The organism is Gordonia asplenii (genome assembly GCF_012933505.1).
In the GTDB taxonomy this organism is placed as follows: Bacteria; Actinomycetota; Actinomycetes; order Mycobacteriales; family Mycobacteriaceae; genus Gordonia; species Gordonia asplenii.
In genome coordinates this window covers 38,337-55,088 of record NZ_JABBNB010000029.1, presented here as the reverse complement: position 1 = coordinate 55,088, position 16,752 = coordinate 38,337, and the positions used below count along the sequence as shown (strand labels likewise).

14 protein-coding genes are annotated in these 16,752 nt (G+C 66.5%); 6 read left to right on the top strand and 8 right to left on the bottom strand.

Annotation, left to right across the window (positions count from 1 at the left end):
• Window positions 1–809: 809 nt before the first annotated feature.
• The 4 genes from HH308_RS22535 to HH308_RS22520 all read right to left on the bottom strand — a co-directional run bounded on the left by HH308_RS22535 (window position 810) and on the right by HH308_RS22520 (window position 5,367).
• On the bottom strand, window positions 810–1,880 hold the full coding sequence (locus HH308_RS22535; protein WP_170196494.1) for a zinc-dependent alcohol dehydrogenase family protein: 1,071 nt from the start codon (window positions 1,878–1,880) through the stop codon (window positions 810–812).
• Complete coding sequence (locus HH308_RS22530) at window positions 1,880–2,416, bottom strand: cupin domain-containing protein (RefSeq protein WP_170196493.1); 537 nt, start codon at window positions 2,414–2,416, stop codon at window positions 1,880–1,882. Before HH308_RS22530 ends, HH308_RS22535 begins: the two co-directional genes overlap by 1 nt.
• Before the next feature lie 66 nt (window positions 2,417–2,482).
• Window positions 2,483–3,874, bottom strand: coding sequence for an MmgE/PrpD family protein (locus HH308_RS22525; RefSeq protein WP_170196492.1), 1,392 nt, complete (start codon window positions 3,872–3,874; stop codon window positions 2,483–2,485).
• A gap of 20 nt (window positions 3,875–3,894) precedes the next feature.
• Window positions 3,895–5,367 carry an aldehyde dehydrogenase gene (locus tag HH308_RS22520; RefSeq protein WP_170196491.1) on the bottom strand — a complete coding sequence of 491 codons (1,473 nt, stop codon included), beginning with the start codon at window positions 5,365–5,367 and terminating at the stop codon, window positions 3,895–3,897.
• A 254-nt stretch (window positions 5,368–5,621) separates the two neighbouring features.
• On the opposite strand from HH308_RS22520, the gene HH308_RS22515 reads away from it, so the two are divergent.
• Complete coding sequence (locus HH308_RS22515; protein ID WP_170196490.1) at window positions 5,622–6,797, top strand: CaiB/BaiF CoA transferase family protein; 1,176 nt, start codon at window positions 5,622–5,624, stop codon at window positions 6,795–6,797.
• A gap of 39 nt (window positions 6,798–6,836) precedes the next feature.
• Entirely contained in the window at window positions 6,837–7,736 is a 900-nt protein-coding gene (locus tag HH308_RS22510) for an HpcH/HpaI aldolase/citrate lyase family protein (protein WP_312870812.1), read from the top strand.
• Window positions 7,737–7,971: 235 nt separating this feature from the next.
• On the opposite strand, the gene HH308_RS22505 is transcribed toward HH308_RS22510, so the two are convergent.
• On the bottom strand, window positions 7,972–8,661 hold the full coding sequence (locus HH308_RS22505; RefSeq protein WP_170196489.1) for a GntR family transcriptional regulator: 690 nt from the start codon (window positions 8,659–8,661) through the stop codon (window positions 7,972–7,974).
• 229 nt (window positions 8,662–8,890) lie between these two features.
• Between HH308_RS22505 and HH308_RS22500 the strand changes: the two genes are divergently transcribed.
• Window positions 8,891–10,102, top strand: a complete 1,212-nt coding sequence (locus HH308_RS22500; RefSeq protein WP_170196488.1) for a nucleoside triphosphate pyrophosphohydrolase — start codon at window positions 8,891–8,893, stop codon at window positions 10,100–10,102.
• 14 nt (window positions 10,103–10,116) lie between these two features.
• On the opposite strand, the gene efeB is transcribed toward HH308_RS22500, so the two are convergent.
• Genes efeB through efeU form a run of 3 tightly spaced genes read right to left on the bottom strand, consistent with a single transcriptional unit; the run spans window position 10,117 to window position 13,632 of the window.
• Window positions 10,117–11,427 carry an iron uptake transporter deferrochelatase/peroxidase subunit gene (gene efeB, locus HH308_RS22495; RefSeq protein WP_170196487.1) on the bottom strand — a complete coding sequence of 437 codons (1,311 nt, stop codon included), beginning with the start codon at window positions 11,425–11,427 and terminating at the stop codon, window positions 10,117–10,119.
• A 49-nt stretch (window positions 11,428–11,476) separates the two neighbouring features.
• Window positions 11,477–12,685 carry an iron uptake system protein EfeO gene (efeO, locus tag HH308_RS22490; RefSeq protein WP_170196486.1) on the bottom strand — a complete coding sequence of 403 codons (1,209 nt, stop codon included), beginning with the start codon at window positions 12,683–12,685 and terminating at the stop codon, window positions 11,477–11,479.
• The gene (efeU, locus tag HH308_RS22485) at window positions 12,682–13,632 is read right to left on the bottom strand and encodes an iron uptake transporter permease EfeU (protein ID WP_170196485.1); all 951 of its coding nucleotides are present in this window, start codon (window positions 13,630–13,632) and stop codon (window positions 12,682–12,684) included. The genes efeO and efeU overlap by 4 nt, the downstream gene beginning before the upstream one ends.
• A 269-nt stretch (window positions 13,633–13,901) precedes the next feature.
• Here efeU and HH308_RS22480 point away from each other — a divergent pair, with 269 nt between their 5' ends.
• The 3 genes from HH308_RS22480 to HH308_RS22470 all read left to right on the top strand — a co-directional run bounded on the left by HH308_RS22480 (window position 13,902) and on the right by HH308_RS22470 (window position 16,747).
• Window positions 13,902–14,588: a lytic transglycosylase domain-containing protein gene (locus HH308_RS22480; protein ID WP_170196538.1), complete on the top strand. Its 687-nt coding sequence runs from the start codon at window positions 13,902–13,904 to the stop codon at window positions 14,586–14,588.
• 94 nt (window positions 14,589–14,682) lie between these two features.
• Complete coding sequence (gene eno, locus HH308_RS22475; RefSeq protein ID WP_170196484.1) at window positions 14,683–15,969, top strand: phosphopyruvate hydratase; 1,287 nt, start codon at window positions 14,683–14,685, stop codon at window positions 15,967–15,969.
• Between the two features lie 13 nt (window positions 15,970–15,982).
• Window positions 15,983–16,747, top strand: a complete 765-nt coding sequence (locus tag HH308_RS22470; protein WP_376767253.1) for an FtsB family cell division protein — start codon at window positions 15,983–15,985, stop codon at window positions 16,745–16,747.
• Window positions 16,748–16,752 lie beyond the last annotated feature (5 nt).

Genomic DNA, 16,752 nt, shown 5'->3' with positions numbered 1-16,752 from the left:
TCAGGAGCCCGTCGACCGCCACCCTGCGGGTCGCTGGTGGCGTGTCGCGTCCAGTTTTCGCGAGACCGTCTGAACGTGCCGTGGCAAGGGGGCAACAGCGCCTCCGGTAGGTAACTGTGGTCCGGTCGAGCTCCCGCCGGCGATGACCGCCGCGTCCACCTCGTTTCCTCGCACACACCCGCCCGTTGAGGTGAGGTGTGTGCGAGTAAACGAGGTGAACCGTTCGCGCGTTTCCACTCACCCGCGACACAGCGGCCGGGCACCCTACTCACCCCCCGATGATGTACATCATCTGCCCCACTAGTAACAACGAATCGATACTGCATCCACCTCGAGCGCTGACGCGTACCCGCTGTTGAAGTGGTAGGTGTGATCGGCCGGGCAGAATGCACTGGCCTTGATTGGAAACTGCCTGCTCAGCGGTGGCGGGGTGAATGTTCCCCCGGCGCCGGTGACGGGGCTGAGTGCAATCGGCCGCTCGGGGCCCAGTGTCGCAATACCACACCGTTTAGCTGCGACACTCCATTAGAACACCGGCCGTCGACTCTTCTCGAGCTGCCGACCCGGCCCCGTGACAGTCACTGTCGACGCGAGCTGGCCGAAGTCTATGGTGACGGCCTCACCCTTCGATTTGATGCTTCCCGCTGCGGTGTCGATGACGGTTGGCACAGCCCAATTTCCCTGATATTCGGTACCGTCCACGGTGGCCGCCGGCATACGCACGGCATACGCCGCTCACTCGATGAGCGCCATATACATGAAATCCCGGTGGAGCTCGGCTCCACCGGGACTTTCTGTACGACCCGCTCTCAGAACTCGAAGACGGCCTTGCCGCGGGTCTGCTTGTCGAACTCCACGTACGCCTTGCCGGCATCCTCGATGTTCCAGCGGTCGCTGAACACCGCGTCGACGTCGATGTCGTGGTCGGCGACGAACCGAGCGCAGTCACCCATGCCCACGTTGTTGAACGTGTACGAACCGATCACCGAGATCTGCTTGATCACCAGGTCGGGTGAGACGTCGAGATCGATGTTGCCGCCGAGGCCGACGAGCGCGATCCGGCCCCACGTGCCGAGCGCGCGGGTCGCGGCTCGACGCGCGGCGGGCACGCCCGAGGTGTCGATCGCCGCGGAGGCGCCACGGCCCTTGGTGAACTCCTTGACCGCCTCGATGAGGTCGGTCTTCGTCGAATCGATGACGTAGTCGGCTCCGAGGCGCGACGCGGTGGCGAGTTTGTCCTCGGTCACGTCGGAGACGATCACCTGGCAGCCAAGTGCCTTCGCGAACTGGATGGCCGCCTGTCCAATGGGCCCGGCGCCGACGATCAGGACGGTGTCCGCGCCGGTGATGTTCGCGCGCTTGATCGCGCCGAACGCCGTTCCGGTGCCGCAGGCGATGGCCGCGCCCGCCGAGAAGCTGATCGACTCGGGAAGCGTCACCAGAGTTTCGGCCGGCACCACGATGTATTCCGCGTGGCCACCGTGCGCGGTGGCGCCGTAGATGGTGGCACCCTGGACGCACAACTGCGACCAGCCGGTACGACAGAAGTCGCAGTAGCCGCAACCCTTGTAGTGAAACACCATCACCCGGTCGCCGACGTTCCAGGCACGTGCGTCCACGCCGGGACCGAGCTCCTCGATGACACCGCAGGGCTCGTGCCCGGCCACGATCTTGGGGACCTCGGTGACGCCGCGCTCGGAGAAGTCCTTGAAGCCCAGTGCCTTGAGGGCCTCTTCCGGCGGATCGCGGTAGAACTTCAGGTCGCTGCCGCAGAGGCCCGACGCCTTGATCCGCACGACGACCTCGCCCGGGCCGGGCGTGGGATCCGGGAAGTCGGTGACCTCGAGCTCGCGGTTGCCCTTGAAGTAGACGCCCCTCATCAGCGGGTCGCCGCAACCATCGTGGCCAGCACTACGGCGGGCTTGTCGGTCTTGTTGCTCCAGATGTGCTTGATGCCCCGGTTGACGACGGTGTCGCCGGGCACCATCTTCGTCTCGCCGGCCTCGGTCACGGCGTAGAGCTCGCCCGACAGCAGGGTCACGACGTCGACCGTGTCGGTCTCGTGCCACAGGCCGCCGGCCTGGCCCTCTTCGGCGCCGTCGTGGCTGTCGGCGCCGTGGAAGGCGTCGAGCGAGTCCGCGTAGGCGGCGGCGTCGAACTCGCTGTCCGGCGGGAAGCTCGCGACGCGGACCACGAGCCCGGCCGGCGGCGGGTCGATGACCGGCTGGTCGCCGAGCGTGTTGGGGGCCAGGATGTTGTTCGGGATCGAGTCGAACTGCCACAGCTCCATCACGGTGAAGCCGGGGGTGGCGACCCGGACCTCGCTGTTGCCGTCCGAGATGAAGGCGGACTTGCCGTTCTCGTCGAGACCGGTGACGATGAGTCGCGCCTGTGCGTTGAGGTGTTCTCCGGGCATGTGCTTACTCCTTGGGTGAGGTGTGACTACGGGGTGAAACTGGTGTGACTACGGGGTGAAACTGGGTCAGCGGCGCAGCAGAGCGGCGAACGCGGTGGCGGGGGTGTCCAGAGGAGCGCCCTTGATGGCGGCCAGAAGCTCGTCGGCGCGCGCGTCGCCGAGCTCGCCGACCGCGAGGTCGCGGTACTTGGCGTCGAGATCCGCCTCCGACATCGGATTGGCGGCGGAACCGGTCGAGTCCTCGACGAACAGATGCTCGGTGGCACCGTCGGCGAAGGTGACGGTGATGTCGCCGACCATCTTTCGGCCGTACTCCTTGTCCAGCTCCGGTTCCGGCCGGATGGAGATCTTCTGCGCCAGCGCGGCGACCTCGCTGTCGGGGCCGAGGTCCAGGCGCCCATCGAGATAGGCCTTGTGCACCTGGTAACCGTTGCCGACGCGCAGCGCCGACAGCGCGAACTGGAAGGGCAGCGCGTATTGCAACTGCTCGATCTTCTGCGGCGCCCAGGCGCTCACGTTCTTGTTGCCGACGACGACGTCGCCCGACGGCTGGATCGCCAGCTCCACCTTCTCGATGTCGGCGATACGGTCGGCGAAAGTGCGCGCACCGTCGATGAACGCGTGGTTGTAGCCGCAGGCGCAATAGGGTTTGAACAACGGGCCGGCGATCTCGAACGGGCGGTTCAGCGAGAAGCGATCGACGTCGGCGTCGGTGAGTTCGCGCCGGACGAAGGTGTTGAAGAAGCCCTTGTTACCCGCGAGGAACCGCGTCGGTCCGGTGATACCCGCCGCTGCCATCTCGGCCGCGCGGATCCCGTTACGGGTGCCGATTCCGGAGTGGATGCGTTTGATCGAACCGCCCGAGCTGGTGTATTCGGTGGTCCCGGCGCTGTGGCTGAGCGCGATGGACAGCGCGTGCAGTGTGGTCTCGGCGTCGAAGCCCTTCATTTTCGCAACGACGGCGGCCGCTCCGAACGGGGCGAGCACCGCGTGCGGATGAAAGCCGTTCTGCAGCAGCATCGGCGCGGCCAGGGTGCCGATGCGGGTGTAGATCTCATATCCGGCCACGATCCCGACAAGCACCTCCTCGACGGTGGCGCCGATCTCCTCACCGACGGCGATCGCGGCGGAGACCACGGCGCTACCGGGGTGGCTCAACGATGCGCTGTGGGCGTCGTCGTACTCGAAACTGTGACCGTAGGTCGCGTTGACGAACGCGGCGTCGGCGGCGCTGAACTTGTCGGCGCCCGCGGTGACGCTGGAGACGCCGGGGGCGTGCGACGCCCGCGTGAGGTCCAGCACCGCGCGGCACCAGGGGAGTGAGCTGCAGCCGACCTGCAGCGCCAGTTGGTCCTCCATCAAGCGGCGGGTGCCGGCCAGGGCCTCGGGGGAGATCGCGTCGTAGGTGAGGTCGGTGACCAGTGCGGCCGCGGCCTGCTCGATCGTGGGTGCAGTCATGGAAGTCGTTCTCCTAGAGCTCAGGACAGCTGGTCGTAGGTGGTGGCGGGCAATCCGTAGGACTTGAGTTCGACGTAGGCGTCGAAGCCTTCGAGGCCGGCCTCCCGGCCGATGCCGCTGCTCTTGAAGCCGCCGATGGGCGCGGTGAAGCCGACGCCGTTGCCGTTCACTTCGACGGTTCCGGTGCGGATCTGGCGGGCCACGGCGAGTGCGTGCTCGGGATCGGCGGCGAACACCGACCCGTTGAGGCCGTACTCCGAGTTGTTGGCGATGGCCACGGCCTGCGCTTCGGTGTCGAAGGTGTGCACCGTCAGGACCGGCCCGAAGATCTCCTCCTGCGCGATGCGGGCGTTCGGGTCGACGTCGGCGAAGATGGTGGGCCGGACGAACCAACCGCGATCCAGTCCGTCGGGTGTGCCGCGACCACCGACCAATACCTTTGCGCCGGAATCGATTCCGACGTCGATGTAGCCCTCCACGCGGGTGCGGTGCCCGGCGCTGGCCATCGGGCCGATCTCGGTGGCGGGATCGAACGGGTCGCCCACCGGCATGGACCCGATGAGGTCGACCAGGCGGTCGTAGAGCTCGTCGCGGCGCGACTTCGCGACGACGATGCGCGTCTTGTTCGAGCAGACCTGCCCGCTGTTGCGCAGCGAGACCGCGCGGATGGCGGCGATCGCGGCGTCGAGGTCGGCGTCGTCGAGCAGCACTGCCGCCGACTTGCCGCCCAGCTCGAGCGTGCACCGGCGAAGCGCCTCACCGCAGATGGCGCCGATCCGCCGACCCGCGCCGGTGGAACCGGTGAAGGAGATCTTGTCGACGCCGCGGTGGCGCACCAGGTACTCGCTGACCTCGCGCTGCGCGGGAACCACGTTGACCACTCCGGCGGGCAGTCCGATCTCGTCGAGCAGGTGCGACAGGAAGTAAGCGTCGAGCGGTGTCTCCGGGGTGGGTTTGATGACCATGGTGCAGCCGGCCAGCAACGCGGGTGCGAGCTTGATCATGGTGATCAGCAGCGGCGCGTTCCACGGCACGATCGCTCCGACGACGCCCACCGGCTCGCGGGTGACCATCGCGTTGCCGGTGATCGATTGCCGGAAATCGGTCCAGGGGTACTGCGGGGCCAGATCGAGGAAGGCGTCCAGCAGCAGGCGGGGGCCGATCGACTGCATCTTCGTGGACAGAGTGATCGGCGCCCCCATCTCGGAGGTGACCAGTGCCGCCGCATCGGCTTCGTGCTCGGCGAGCTTGGCGCTCAACTTGCGCAGCAGCGCGATGCGCTCCTCCAGTGGAGTGCGGGGCCACGGCCCGCTGTCGAAGGCCTGCCGCGCGGCGGCGACTGCCTTGTCGATGTCTTCCTCCACGGCCTCGGGGACGGTCGCGACGACTTCCTCGGTGGCCGGGTTGATCACGTCGAACGTGCGGGTGCTCGACGGCGACACCCACTCTCCGCCGATGTACAGCCTGTCGTAGCGTTCCTGCCATCCGCTCATCGGGTGCTCCTCTTGCTGGCTTGTTGTGTTTCGAATCACTGCTGTCTCTCGGCTGTATCCGCAGGTGAGGAGTGTTTTCCTCGCTCCACTGTGATCGCCGACATACAAACTATATTATATTTTCTCGATGGAAGGAAGGGCTTTCGGAATTCGAAAGCGGCTCGGCGCGTCGTCGGCCGGGGCTGGCGGCCGAATCAACCTTCTGCTAGATTATATAAAAAATATTGTGAGCCGGATCACGAGGAGAGGCGATCATGCAACACAAGCCCCTGGAAGGCATCCGCATCCTGGAGATCGGCGGATACATCGCGTTGCCCTACGGCACGTCGATGCTGTGCGCACTCGGTGCGGAGGTGGTGAAGGTGGAGCGCCCGGTGGTGGGCGAGGACTTCCGCCGGCACCAAAACGAGAAGAGCCCGTACTTCCGGCAATACAACACCGGCAAGCGCAGCCTGGCCGTCGACCTCAAGACGCAAGCCGGCGTCGACGTGGTGAAGGCGCTGATTCCGCACTTCGACGTCGTGCTGGAGAATCTGCGTCCGGGCAAGGTCGCGGCGATGGGGCTCGGCCCCGAGGACTGCAAGGCGCTTCGCCCGGACATCATCTACGGCTCGGTCACCGGCTTCGGCTCCACCGGCCCGCTTGCCGACCGTCCGGCCTACGACACCATCGGGCACGCCTTCGGCGGCCTCTACTCGATCTTCGGCGACGAGGGGCACCCCCAACTCGCCGGTGGGCTCAGCGCCGACCTGATCACCGGGATGGCTACCTGCACCGGAGTCCTCGCCGCGCTCGTCGGGCGGCAGAACACCGGTCAGCCGCAGTATATGAAGACCTCGATCATGGAAGCGGTGAGCGTGCTCACCGCCGACAGCATGGCGCAACTGTTCGAGTTGGGACACAATCCCACGCGGACCAGCAGGCACCCGCAGGCGCAGAACTTCTGCGTCAACACCGCCTCCGGGGAGGCGATGGCGGTGCATCTGTCGTCGTCGCAGAAGTTCTGGGGCTCGCTGTGCAAGGCCATGGATCGCCTCGACCTGCTATCCGATCCGCGTTTCGGCGAATACCGCCCGCGTGAGGCCAATTACTTCGAACTCGTGCCCATCGTCGCCGCCGAGTTCCTGAAGAAGACCTACGCCGAGTGGGAGCAGTTGCTCACCGACAACGACGTCCCCTTCGCGCCGGTGCTGTCCATGAGCGGTTACCGGGAGCATCCGCAGGTGGAACACCTCGGCATGTTCGAACCCCAGGACGACGGCCTGCCGCTGGTCCGACCGCCGTGGACCTTCGACGGCGAGCGACCCGACCGGGCCGGGACCGCCCCGCGCGTGGGGGAGGACAGCCGCGACGTCGCGGCCGAAGTCCTGACCGCGCAGGAGATCGACGACCTGATCGCCACCGGCGTGCTCTTCGCCGACCAGATCTGAACCCAACCAATTCACCACGACCGCCGAGGAGGCGTCAACATGTCCATGAAACCCTACCGCTCAATGCTTTTCGTTCCCGGTCACAAATCCGCCTGGGCGGACAAGGGAATCGCGTCGGGAGCCGACGCGATCATCCTCGACCTCGAAGACTCGGTGCCGCCCGCCGAGAAGATCGAGGCGCGTGCCACCGTCGCGGGAACCATCGACCGGCTGACCGAGCAAGGCGTGCGCCCGGATCTGTGGGTGCGTTGCAACCCGGACGTCACCGGGCTGCTCAACGGTGACCTCGAGGCGGTCATCCGGCCGGGCCTCACCGGACTCTTCCTCGCCAAGGTCTTCGACGCCGCCGACATCGTCCGGCTCGACGCTGTGATCACCCACATCGAGCGGCGCGAGGGTTTGACCGAGGGGGCCATCGGCCTGCTGGTGTCCTACGAGACGGCTCAGTCGATGGCGCACTGCGAACAGATCGCGGCGGCGAGCCCGCGGGTCGTCTCACTGCTCGGCGCCACCGGACCCGACGCCGACGCCGGGCGTGAACTCGGCATCGAGTTCACGCCAGAGGGCATGGAGACGCTGTATCTGCGCAGCCGCCTGGTCCTTGCGGCGCGGTCGAACGGGCTGCACCATCCCGTCGTCGGAGTGTGGCAGGACATCAAGAACCTCGACGGCCTGCGCTCCTTCTGCCTGGACAACCGGCGCCTGGGCTACCGCGGCCTCGTCGTGATCCATCCGTCGCACGTCGCGGTAGCGCACGAGGTCTTCACCCCGGATGCCGGCACCGTCGACTACTACCGCCGACTGCTCGCGGCCTACCGCGAAGCGGAAGCCGCCGGTAGCTCCGCCGTCGACTTCGAGGGCCAGCACATCGACATCGCACATGTGAAGACCGCCGAGGGAATCATCGCACTGGCCGACGCGGTGGCCGCCAACGCCTGACCCCGCTCCGCGGACCCAACCCCGCTCCGCGGACCCAACCCCGCTCCGCGGACGCAACCCCCCGCTCCGCGGACGCAACCCTCGGCTCCGCGGATCCAACCCCGCTCCGCGGACCCAACCCCGCTCCGCCGACGCAACCCCCCCGCTCCCCGAGTGCCGAAGCGAGCTTGCGAGCTTCGGTGTAACGAGGGGTTTGGCGAGACAAAGAACCCAACCCAACCCGCCCAACCCGGAGTCAGGACTCGACCCACAGCCCGGCCTGCTCCAGCATGGCGATCACGTGGTCGGCGCTGTCGACCAGATGGGCTTGCATGATCGTGCGGACGCGGCGGGGGTTGCGCGTGCGCAGGGCGTCGAGAATCTCGATGTGTTGGCTGCGCGTATCTTCCACGTGCGCCTCCAGCGACGCGTAGAACTGGTTCGGCAGGTGCTTCACCACACCGGCGAGAAGCCGCGCCAGCCGGTCGGAGTTCGCGGCCAGGTTGATCTCCCGGTGGAATGCGTGTCCCAGGTCGCCGACGCCCTGGGTGTCGCCGGCGGCCGCGGCCTCGACGGTGGCGGCGTTGATCGATTCGAGCCGTTCCAGCAGCTCTGGGGTCGCCACCTTGGCGGTGCGTGCGGCGAGCTCGCCGGCGAGCTGGCCCTGTGCCCAGAACAGGTCCCGTACGTCCTGACGAGTGAACTCGGCGACCTGAAATCCGCGGCGCGGGACGAGCGTCACGAAACCTTCACTGCGGAGAGTGAGGAGTCCCTCGCGGACGGGCGTGATCGACACTCCGACGGCCTCGGCGATCGGTTCCATCCGGAGGAAGTCGCCGGGGCGCATCCGGCCCGACATGATCTGCTCTCGAACGTAACCCGCCACCTCGTCGGGCAGTTGGCGTCGTTCGCGGCGCCCACGCAAGGCCTCGTCGGTGCGCGCCATGTCGGCCTCCTCGTATCGACAGCGATTTCACACTTAATCGACAATATCCGCTTGCGCGTGTATCGGCGTGCACACACGCGGGCCGCTCGCCGGTCAACCCACAGTGATGAACATCGGCCGTCTTCGACGCTCAACACACAACGTCGACCTGAGGATGAGACTATGTTTGAGATCGAAAACTAACGTGTTCTGACCAAGGAATTCGAGAAATCCGGAGGTAGTCGCCGCCATGACGGTCATACTGCTTGACCCGTTACGCCCCGAGGTGCTGCCGCTGGGGGCGATGAAGTTCGTGGTGGGCCCGGTTCTGGTGACCGAGGACGTCCATCCGACGACGCTGTGGGCGCTTCAGCAGGCCTCGGCCGCGCCCGTCGCCGACGACGGCGATCCGCTGACCGTCCTGCTGAGCACCGACCGCAATCATCCGTTGGTGCGGGCCCGAGTCGATCGGGGCGAAGTCCTGATCGCGGTGCAGCGGCATTCCGGCGACGCCCTGATCGAGGCCGTCGCACTGATGGACACACTGCGCCGCACCGGCCCGTGGGAGTCCAAGCAGACCCACGACTCACTGCGCCGATACCTCCTCGAAGAGGTCTACGAACTCCTCGACGCCATCGACGTCGGTACGCAAGCCGATCTGCGTGAGGAACTCGGCGACCTGCTGCTGCAAGTCCTTTTCCATGCGCGCATCGCGGCCGACGACCCGACGTCCCCGTTCGACATCGACGACGTCGCACGCTCCTTCGTCGCCAAGATCTCCCACCGCACCCCGGGGATCCTCGCGGGCGAGCACAGCGATCTCGAGACGCAGATCCGCGAATGGGAGGAGCGCAAGGCCGCGGAGAAACAACGCGGATCGGTGCTCGACGGCATCGCCACGACGGCGCCGGCCCTCGCCCTCGCGCAGAAGGTGCTTGAACGACTCGCCGCGTCGGGCTTCCCGAAGCCCGAGGTCGATCCCGAATTGCTTTCCGTCACAGTCGAAGTCGGCGGCCGCAGCACCGAAGACATCACTCGCCAGCGGGTGCTCGACCTGATGGATCGGGTCTACGCCGCCGAGGCGTCGGCGCAGGCCGTCGCCGAGAAACTGGATAGTCCGCAGGCTTGGCTGCACCACCTCGGCGTCGCGGACGGCTATGCGGCGCAACAGAATTCGGGCCCCGGTGGTCAACCGCAGGCGCCGCACCAACCGGCACCGGCCGTGGCCGCGCCGCAACCCGCAGAGCCACACCCCACCGCGCCCGAGCCCACCGCCGACGACTACGACGGCGACATCGAACAGGTCGACGAAGCCCCCGCCGACGAGAGCGGTTCGGAGACAACCGAACTCGACGACGAGGTCAGCATCGACGACTACTACGGATCGGAGTCGATCGAGACGTCCGGGCCCGACGACGCGCACCCCCATGCGCCCAACGTGACTCGCACGACGTCGGACTGAGCAGTAAGCCCGGACTAGCCCTCGAACAGGTGCTGCCCCCACCACTCGCCGTCGCGCAGGCCGGGCGGTATCGCGAATGCGGCCGCGCCATTGGGGATCAGGTACTCGGTCAGGGCGTCACGTGTCGCCAGCTTGGTCTGCATCGGCACGAATTGCTTGCCGATGTCGCGGCAGAACGCGAGGAAGAACAGCCCGGCGTCGAGATGGCCGAAGCCGTCGGAACCGTCGGTGAAGTTGTAGCCGCGGCGCAGCAGTCGCACTCCGTTGTTCTGGTCGGGGTGGGCGAGTCGCACGTGCGCGGTCATCGGGATCAGCGGGGATCCCTTGGAGGTGATGTTGAAGTCGGGGGCGTCGAACTCTTTGTCCTGCCCCAGCGGCGCGCCCTCACCCTTGGTGCGCCCGATGATCTGTTCCTGCTCAAGGAGATTCCCGCGGTCCCACGGCTCGATGTCCATGCGGATGCGTCGGGCCACGAGGTAGGTACCGCCGGTCAGCCACTGCGCCGACGCCGGGTTGTCCTCGGGCTTCACCCACACCCACCGCTCGAGCAGATCGGTGTTCTCGGCGCGCACGTTGTTCGTTCCGTCCTTGAACCCGAACATGTTTCGCGGCGTGGTCTGCGACGTCGTCGTCGACGACGTGCGCCCGAAGCCCAGCTGCGACCAGCGCACCGACACCACGCCGAAGCCCATCCGGGCGAGATTGCGGATGGCGTGCACCGCGACCTGCGGATCGTCGGCGCACGCCTGCACGCAGATGTCGCCGTAGCTGCGGTCCGGGTCGAGTCGTTCGGCGGGGAACGCGGGCAACTGAGTCAGTGCCGCCGGGCGTCGGGCACCCAGACCGAACCGGTCGCGGGCGTCGGGGAACGCGGGCGTCGGGCCGAACAAGCCCGGCCCGAAGCCGATCGTCAGAGTCAGCTTCGACGCCGAAAGGCCAAGTGCCTCACCGGTATCCGCGGGAGGTGTGTAATCGCCGAGCCCGACGGCGCCGTCGGGCGTGGTCTGTTCGCCGCGGGTCATTCGTTCGGCGGCGGTGGTCCACCGCTTGAGCAACGCGACCAGGGCGGCCCGATCGTCGGTGATCACGTCGAACGCACAGAAGTGCAGCCGGTCCTGCGCGGCGGTGATGATGCCTGCCTGACGCGTGCCCCGGAACCCGATCACGTCCTGCGGCGGGGGAGATTCAGCGGCGGTGGCGCGACCGATCGCCGCGCCGCCCGCCGCCGCGGCCACCACCCCGACACCGGTAGCCCCCAACAGTGCACGACGCGACAGCCGCGTCGAGGTTACGGGGGACTCACCGGGAGTCTGGGGGTCACTCATGGCCGAACTTCTTCCTTATTTCGATCTAGTGCGGTGTCGACAGCGGCGATCAGCCGAGGACGACGCCGGGAACCTGCGACAGGGCCGCGGACAGTGCGTCGATCTTGTCCGAGAGCTCCTTACGCTGTTCGGCGGTCACCTTCTCGTAGGAGACGTAGCCGTCGCCCTGGCGATACTTGTCGATCGCGTTGTTGACATCGGTGAACGCGGTGTTGATCTGATTCATCAACGTCTTGTTCTTGGCTTCGATGATGGGCTGCAGCTCACCGATGAGCGTCTGCGAGCCCTCGACGTTTGCGGCGAAGTCCCACAGGTCGGTGTGCGAGTAGCGGTCTTCCTCACCCTTGACCTTGGTCGCGGCCACCTCGTCGATGAGCGACTTGGCGCCCTGCACGAACAGTTGCGTGTCGAACTCGAAGTTCGGTTTGTCGACCTCGGTCTTGAGCGAGTTGACGTCGGTCTGCAGCTGATCGGCGATCTTGGCGATCTCAGCCGGGGTGTCGGCGGTCTTCGCGTTCGCTGCGTCGGCCGGTGCGATCTGGCCGGTCGCGTCGCCGATCTCGTTGGCCTGCGGGGGCCACAGATAGCGCTCGATGCGGTGGAATCCGGTGAACGGATCCTTTCCGTCGGCGGTGTCGTCCCAGCGCATGTCGATCTTGGGATCGAGGTCCTGGAAGGACTCGGCGACCGGCTCGATGCGCTCGTAGGACGTGCGGACCTGGCCGAACTGTGCGCGCGCTGCGTCGAGGTTGTTGTTCTTCACGTTGGACACGAACGTCGCCGTCTGCGCGCTGAGTGCCGCGGTCTGGCCGCGGACGTAGTCGAGGTAGCGCGCCTTGGCGGCGTTGACGTCGGCCGGCGCCTGCGACTTCTCCTTGGCGTCGCCGGTCACGTTGATCTCTTTGCGAATGCCCTGCCCGACCATGCCCGGCTTGCACGCGACGGTGTACTTGCCCGGATCGACGATCTGGACCTTCAGGTTTCCGGTCAAGCCGGGGCCGATGTTCTCGACCTCGCCCAACACGCGTGTCTCGTTTGCGTAGACGTAGAACTCGGTCACCTTCGACCCCGAGTTGGTGATCTTGAAGTTGACGTCGCCGGTCGTGGCATCGGTCGTGGACAACTCGCAGGAGTCGTTGCTCGACGTCACCGAGACCGCGCCGGTGGAATCGCTCTTCGACGTGCAGCCGGCCAGGGCCAGCGGCGCGCCGAGTGCGATCGCGCCGAGGGCGACCGTCGTGGAGAGTGCGTGTTTCACGGTGTTGGGGTTTCCTTTCCCTTGGCGGCGACGGCGTCGTGCGTCGTCGTCGATGCTGAATTCTCTTGCGCTACAGACGGTTCGGAGGCCTTCGCAGTGGGCGTGGAGGCGGTTCGACGCAGGAAGGCCGCCAGCACGATGATCAGGTAGGCCGCCCAGGCGATCACCTGGAGCCAGGTGGGGTTGGGGTGGATGTTGAAGACACCGCCGAGCACGGTGCCGTACCAGGAGGACAAGTCGTACCATGACGACCAGTCGAATGCGGTGTTCGAAATGCCCGGCAGCCAGCCGTAGGTCTGCAGCGCACGCACCCCGTAGGCGAGGATTCCCGCGGCGACGAAGATCAGGAAGACGCCGGTGTACCGGAAGAACTTCGCGAAGTTGATGCGCACCGCGCCGAAATAGAGGGCGACGGTCAAGCCGACGGCGACCAGCACACCGATCAACAGCCCGACCAGCGGCCACATCCCGCCGGACACGCTTTCGGCGTAACCGACCATCAGAAGTGCCGTCTCGAAGCCTTCCCGTCCGACCGCGAGGAATGACAGCGCGAGAACCGCGGGCGCGCCGGCGACGAGCGCCTTGGACATGCCCTCTTTCAGATCACCGGAGATATGCGCGGCGGCCTTGCTCATCCACAGCACCATGAACGTCACGATCACCACCGCCACCAACGATGCGAGACCGGCGATCAGCTCAGCGGTGAGGCCGTCGATCGTGGACGTGCCGTAGTGAATGATCGCGAAGGTCCCGACCACCATGGCCAGGGCGAGCCCGACGCCCAGCCACACCCATTTGAGAGCGTCGCGGCGACCGGATTTGACGAGAAACGCAACCAAGATCATGACGACGATGCCTGTTTCGAGCCCTTCGCGGACGCCGATCAGGGCACTACCGAACAATTGTGCGAATACCGTGGGGCCAGATGCCGCGGCGAGCGTTTCCATCAATATCCTTTGATCAGCAGCGACGTCGACGCGGCGAATGCTGCTTCGGCAAGGCTAACCAAGCAAGATTACAACGGGGCGATATCCAGCGGTGTGCACCGGGTCGATTGTCCGTTTCGCGGGAACTGAATTCTCATTCTCGGAGTTTCACCCGGTAGATTGTGGGCGTCGAGACTGAGTTTTGTGAGGGAAGATAAGTGGTGCAGTACGGGCAACGTCCGATCCGACGGCGGATCGGACTCCTGGCGACGCTGGCGTTGACCGTGGTGATGGCGACCGGCTGCCTCGACATCCCGTCGTTGAATCGCCCCGACATTCCGCAGGGCATCCCACCGGGTCCCGGCAAGGCCGTTCCCTACATCGACATCAACGCCCCCGGTCGTACGGCGTCGAAGCTCAGCGCATGGGCCGATTCGGCGGTGGCGTCAACCGGTATCCCGAAGATCGCGATGGAGGCCTACGGCAACGCCGCGGAGATCCAGCGCCAGCAACACCCCGAATGCGGCATCGCGTGGACGACTATCGCGGGGATCGCGGGGACCGAGAGCAAACACGGTCGTCATCGTGGCACCACCATCGCGCCCAACGGCGACACCTCGCCGAAGATCCGCGGTCCGCAACTCGACGGCACTAACGGCAACATGCGCATCGTCGACACCGCGGACCCGGGAACCCCGGACAAGCCCAATTACGTGCGGGCGATGGGACCGTTCCAGTTTCTGCCGGAGACCTGGGCGCGGTTCGGCGTCGACGCCAACGGCGACGGCAAGGCCGACCCCGACAATCTCGACGACGCCGCGCTGTCGGCGGCGCGGTATCTCTGCGTGTCGGCGGGCGGTGACATGACCGTCGCGAAGGGCTGGGAAAAGGCGATTCTGACCTACAACAACTCGCGCAGCTATCTTCTCGAAGTCCGGGATCGGGCGAATGCCTACTCGATCGGCGTGAACTACTAGCCGAGCAGTAGGCTCATAGGCGCAATTCACACCGAGAGACGTTGCCGGCACACCGGCGGCGTCGACGTTGACGAAAATGATTGGGGCTGCAGCCATGGCAATTATCGAGCAGGTTGGCGCACGCGAAATTCTCGATTCCCGGGGCAACCCGACCGTCGAGGTCGAGGTGGTCCTCGACGATGGCACCTTCGCCCGCGCGGCCGTGCCGTCGGGTGCATCGACCGGTGAGCACGAGGCCGTGGAGCTGCGCGACGGCGATGCGCGCTACCTGGGCAAGGGCGTCACCAAGGCCGTCGAAGCCGTCCTCGACGAGATCGCCCCCGCGATCATCACCATCGACGCCGACGACCAGCGGGTCGTCGACCAGGTCCTGCTGGACCTCGACGGAACTCCCGGCAAGTCCCGCCTCGGTGCCAACGCGCTGCTCGGTGTGTCGCTCGCGGTCGCCAAGAGTGCCGCCGAGTCGGCCGGACTGCCGCTGTTCCGCTACATCGGCGGACCCAACGCGCACATCCTTCCGGTGCCGATGATGAACATCATCAACGGCGGCGCGCACGCCGATTCCGGCGTCGACGTGCAGGAATTCATGATCGCGCCGATCGGCGCGCCGACCTTCAAGGAGGCGCTGCGCTGGGGTGCGGAGGTCTACCACTCGCTCAAGTCGGTGCTGAAGTCGAAGGGCCTGTCGACCGGACTCGGCGACGAGGGCGGCTTCGCGCCGAACGTCGCGGGCACCAGCGAGGCGCTCAAGATCATCGAAGAGGCCATCAGCAAGGCGGGCTTCACCATGGGCACCGACATCGCGCTCGCGCTCGACGTCGCGGCCACCGAGTTCTACACCGAGGGCACCGGATACGCCTTCGAGGGCTCGACGCGCAGCGCCGCCGACATGATCCCGTTCTACGAGAAGCTGGTCGCCGACTTCCCGCTGGTCTCCATCGAGGACCCGCTGTCGGAGGATGACTGGGAGGGCTGGGTCGCGCTCACCGAGGCCATCGGCGACAAGGTGCAGATCGTCGGCGACGACCTGTTCGTCACCAACCCCGAGCGCCTCGAGCGCGGCATCAGCGAGGGTGCGGCCAACGCACTGCTGGTGAAGGTCAACCAGATCGGCACCCTGACCGAGACGCTCGACGCCGTGGCGTTGGCCCACAACAACGGCTACAAGTCGATGATGAGCCATCGTTCGGGTGAGACCGAGGACACCACCATCGCCGATCTGGCCGTCGCCTGCAGCTGTGGGCAGATCAAGTCGGGCGCTCCCGCCCGCAGCGAGCGCGTCGCGAAGTACAACCAGCTGCTGCGTATCGAAGAGGGTCTCGGCGATGCGGCACGCTACGCGGGCGACCTCGCCTTCCCCCGCTTCGCCATGGGTTCGTGATTAGCTAGAAGGCATGGCAGAGCGCACTCGAGGTCACCGCGGCAGGGGTGATCGGACTCGATCAACCCGCCCCGGTGACCGGAGGCGCAGCTCGGCGCAGGCGAATTCCAAGCCGCGCGTCGAGCAGACCGAGGACGACGGTCTCGACGTCGCCGATCCGTTGGTCACGGCTGCCGGATTCGGCGACGACTCCGACCGCTCGTCGAACGGCGTTGACGCAGAGTCTGATTCGGCGCAGAGGGGTTCGGCGCTGAAGGACTCGGCGCAGAGAGATTCGACGCCGGGGGACTCGACGCCGGGCGATTCCGATTCCGAGGCGGCACCGACCAGGGCGCGCTCTACCCGCGGTGCCCGCACCAACGTGTCGCGTCCGGGGCTCGCGCAGTCGGCGTTGCACCGGATGCGCGGCGTCAATCCGCGGCATGCGGTGATCATGGCGATCGTCCTCGCGTTCGTGATTCTGACCCTGGCGATGCCGCTGCGGACGTACTTCTCGCAGCAGTCGGAGTTCGACCAGTTGCGTGATTCGAATGCGCAGCTGCGCCGCGAAGTCGCCGAGTATCAGCAGAAGGTCAACGAGCAGGGCGACCCGGCCTATACCGAAGCCAAGGCGCGCGCCCGGCTGCAGTACGCGCGCCCCGGTGAGACGGTGCTGATCCTGACGTTCCCCGGGCAGGCCGAGCGCAAGGCCGAAGAGGATCGCGCCGCGGCGAAGGCACGTAATCCGTGGTACGGAAATCTGTGGGATTCGGTCGCCACTCCGGCGACCGGCAAATAGTCGTA